At 22.9% G+C, this 3,179-nt stretch carries 7 protein-coding genes; all 7 read left to right on the top strand.

The window, feature by feature from the left end; all coding sequences use genetic code 11:
- A partial coding sequence (locus AlmWB_RS00860) for a GreA/GreB family elongation factor (RefSeq protein WP_192833066.1) occupies positions 1 to 281 on the top strand: 281 nt, incomplete at its 5' end.
- A gap of 18 nt (positions 282 to 299) precedes the next feature.
- Entirely contained in the window at positions 300 to 851 is a 552-nt protein-coding gene (locus AlmWB_RS00855; protein WP_050337182.1) for a YqeG family HAD IIIA-type phosphatase, read from the top strand.
- Positions 852 to 863: 12 nt separating this feature from the next.
- Complete coding sequence (yqeK, locus tag AlmWB_RS00850; RefSeq protein WP_050337180.1) at positions 864 to 1,433, top strand: bis(5'-nucleosyl)-tetraphosphatase (symmetrical) YqeK; 570 nt, start codon at positions 864 to 866, stop codon at positions 1,431 to 1,433.
- A gap of 19 nt (positions 1,434 to 1,452) precedes the next feature.
- Positions 1,453 to 2,019, top strand: a complete 567-nt coding sequence (rsmD, locus tag AlmWB_RS00845; protein ID WP_275043466.1) for a 16S rRNA (guanine(966)-N(2))-methyltransferase RsmD — start codon at positions 1,453 to 1,455, stop codon at positions 2,017 to 2,019.
- Between the two features lie 89 nt (positions 2,020 to 2,108).
- Positions 2,109 to 2,315, top strand: a complete 207-nt coding sequence (locus AlmWB_RS00840; RefSeq protein ID WP_050337176.1) for a YneF family protein — start codon at positions 2,109 to 2,111, stop codon at positions 2,313 to 2,315.
- A gap of 15 nt (positions 2,316 to 2,330) precedes the next feature.
- Positions 2,331 to 2,672, top strand: coding sequence for a super-infection exclusion protein B (locus tag AlmWB_RS00835; protein ID WP_050337174.1), 342 nt, complete (start codon positions 2,331 to 2,333; stop codon positions 2,670 to 2,672).
- 100 nt (positions 2,673 to 2,772) lie between these two features.
- Positions 2,773 to 3,179: OsmC family protein (locus tag AlmWB_RS00830; protein ID WP_050337172.1), on the top strand; the 407-nt coding region annotated here is incomplete at its 3' end.

The raw sequence follows: 3,179 nt of genomic DNA, 5'->3' as shown, positions 1-3,179 counted from the left end.
AAATTCAAAATATTTTAAAAAATGTAAAAATTATATTTACTTCCAGTGAAAATAAAAAAATTTATATTGGTAAAACTGTTTATTTAAAATTTTTAAATACTTCAGAACCAAATCAATTAGTGTATTTGGTAGGAGCATTGGAAGCAGATCCTTTTGAAAATAAAATTTCTATTGAATCACCTTTAGGACAAAGTTTAAAAGGTTGCGAGGCAGGCGATCAAGTTTTAGTCAAAACAGAAAAAGGAAAAAATTTTAAAGTAGAAATTTTGAAAGTAGAATAGGGTTATTAAAATATTTTTATGAAATATGATTATAAATATATACCGAAATTTTATTATGATTCTATTTTCGACATTCCTTATGATATGTTTTATCAACAAGGCATTAAAGCTTTATTATTTGATTTAGATAATACTTTAATTTTACCTAAAGTCACGAAAATAGACGACCATATTCAATTTTTTCTTCAAAAAATTAGCTTAAAATTTAAGGTAGGTATTCTTTCTAATGCAAGACTCAAAAAACAACAAAAAATTTTGAATAATAATTATTTTTATATTGGTTTAAAATGGTATCACAAAAAACCATCAAAATGGGGTTTTATGCAATCATTAGAATTTATGAATGTCAGTTGTGAACAAGCTATAATGATAGGAGATCAATTAACTACAGATGTGTTAGGAGCTAATAAAATGAAAATTATTTCTATTTTGGTAAAACCTTTGAATCGGAATAACGAATTTTTGATTACTAAGTTTCGTCGTTTTGTTATCGAACGCCCTTTTATTAATAAAATTAAAAAAGAAAATTTTAAACTTTATCAACAAAAATTTCAAAATTTTATAAAATGAAAAAAATAGCGTATGTGTTTAATAAATAATATCCTTCACAAAGTTAATAATAAATTTAGAAATGATTTGATGCGTTTAAATCATATTTTAGGTGTTTATCGAAAATCTATCCAATTAGCTCGTTTGCACAAAGTTAATACTATGAAGGCACAAATCTCTGCTTTGTTTCATGATTATACTAAAAATGAATCTTTGGATTTTCATTTAGCATTATTAAAACCACAAATTATTAATCAATATAAACATATTCCTTTTGTTTATCATGCTTTTAGTGCAGCAGAGTTATTAAAAAAAGAATTTGGTATCACAGATGTTATTATTTTAAATGCTATCCGAAAACATGTCATCGGTCATTTAAAAATGAATAAATTAGATAAAATTATTTTTTTAAGTGATAAATTAGAAAATAGTCGTGATTTTCCACAAATTAGTTATTTTCGTCAATTATCTTTAGAAAATTTAGATAAAGCCATTTATAAAGTTTTAGAATCTAACCTCCATTACTATAAAAATAAACATAATAAAGTTTGTGTGGAACAATTAATTATTTTTAAATTTTTTCAACAAAAATTAAGATATTAATTTATTCAAAAAACATAGCGTGAAAAATATGTTGAAGATTATCGCAGGAAAATATAAAGGTTTAAAATTATCTTTAGTGCCATCCATTAAAACTAAACCAACTTCGCACTTAATACGGAAAGTTTTATTTGATACTATTGGTAATTTACATGATATGAAAAAAGTATTAGATTTATTTTCTGGTTCTGGAGCTTGCGCTTTTGAAGCTTTGAGTAGAGATGCGCAAAGTATTTATTTGGTAGATAATTTATGGATAGCTTATCAAACCATGAAAAAAAATAAGAAAAAATTAAATTTAACAAATATGCAAGCTCAGCTTTTTTATGGTAACGCTTTTAAAATATTATGTCGTTTTATTGAACAAAAATTAATTTTTGATCTTATTATTTTAGATCCTCCTTATGAAAAATATTCTTATATTACTTTGTTTAAAAATTTAGATATTATTACAACATTAAAAAGTTGGGTAGTGTATGAAACTTTTCATCGTAATTTATTGCCTCAAAATATTTATTCTTTTTCTTTGATTAAAAATAAAAAATATGGTAGTAAAAAGCTTTATTTTTATCAAAAAATTTACGTTTAGTATTGTTTAGTTTATTGTTTTTTGAGTTATAATAAAATTGAATTTATTAAATAACTTTTTAAAATTATAAAAGGAAAATAGTTGAAAAGATGCCAGGTATATTTATATTTATTTTAGCTTTATGTTTAGGAGCAGTTATAGGTGGGTTTTGTACTTTTCATTGGTTTAAAAAATATTTGGAAAAAAATCCTCCTATTACAGAAAGTCAAATCAAAACTATGTTTAAACAAATGGGGAGGACACCTGGAGAAAAACAAATTAAACAAATTATGTCGAATTTGAAAGGTAAAAAATAAAAAGGTTTATCAAAAATGTCAGGTATCAATTTAATATTTCTTTTGATGGTGCTTTCTATTTTGATTTTTTGTGCGGAATATTTTTTTGATAATAAATATCGAAATTATAAAATTACCAAATTTTTATTAAATTGCGATGATTTAGAAAAAGAAGTTTTAAAAACTATTTTTAAGAATAAATTGCAAGAATTACCTTTAACCAAAAATTCACCAATTACAAAAAAATTTGTAAATTTAAAAATCTTATTTAAAGCCAAAGATGATCCTAAAAATACTTTGCACTCTATTTATTTTTTGAATAGCAAGGTTTTAAGATTGGTTTCTCAATCGCCTCAATTAAAAACCCTTTATTTATAAATTATTTATTCTATTTATTTAATTTAATTTTTGAGATAATATTTATCGAAGAGATTGAATATAAAAATTTAATTTTTACAGAAAGAAAGAGATAATTATAATGAGTTTATTAAAAATTATGGCTTATCATGAAAATAAATTTAATGATATAGGAATTGTTAAAAATGGCTTAAAAACTAAATTAACGTCAGCATTGATGAACGAACCAAATAATTATACACCACCTAACGAGTTATTTTGTTTATCTTTGGTTATTTGTTTTTATAAAACTATGAAAAAATATTTGTCTATAAAAAACAACATCTTTAATGATGTTAGTGTACAAGTTTTATGTCAAAATTGTAAAGATACACAAGGTTTTTATTTTAAGATCGAATTGTTGTGTGGTATCGCTAATTTTTCTTTAGAAGAAACTCATGAAATTATTAATTTAGTTCACCAAAAATGTCCTGTTTCTAGAATGTTAAATCATTACCCTCATATTACTTTAACACCTATCGCTTACAC

The sequence above is a fragment of the Candidatus Phytoplasma phoenicium genome, assembly GCF_001189415.1.
GTDB lineage: Bacteria > Bacillota_I > Bacilli_A > Acholeplasmatales > Acholeplasmataceae > Phytoplasma > Phytoplasma phoenicium.
Note: the sequence above shows the minus strand (reverse complement) of the source record. Positions and strands in the feature narration are given on the sequence as shown.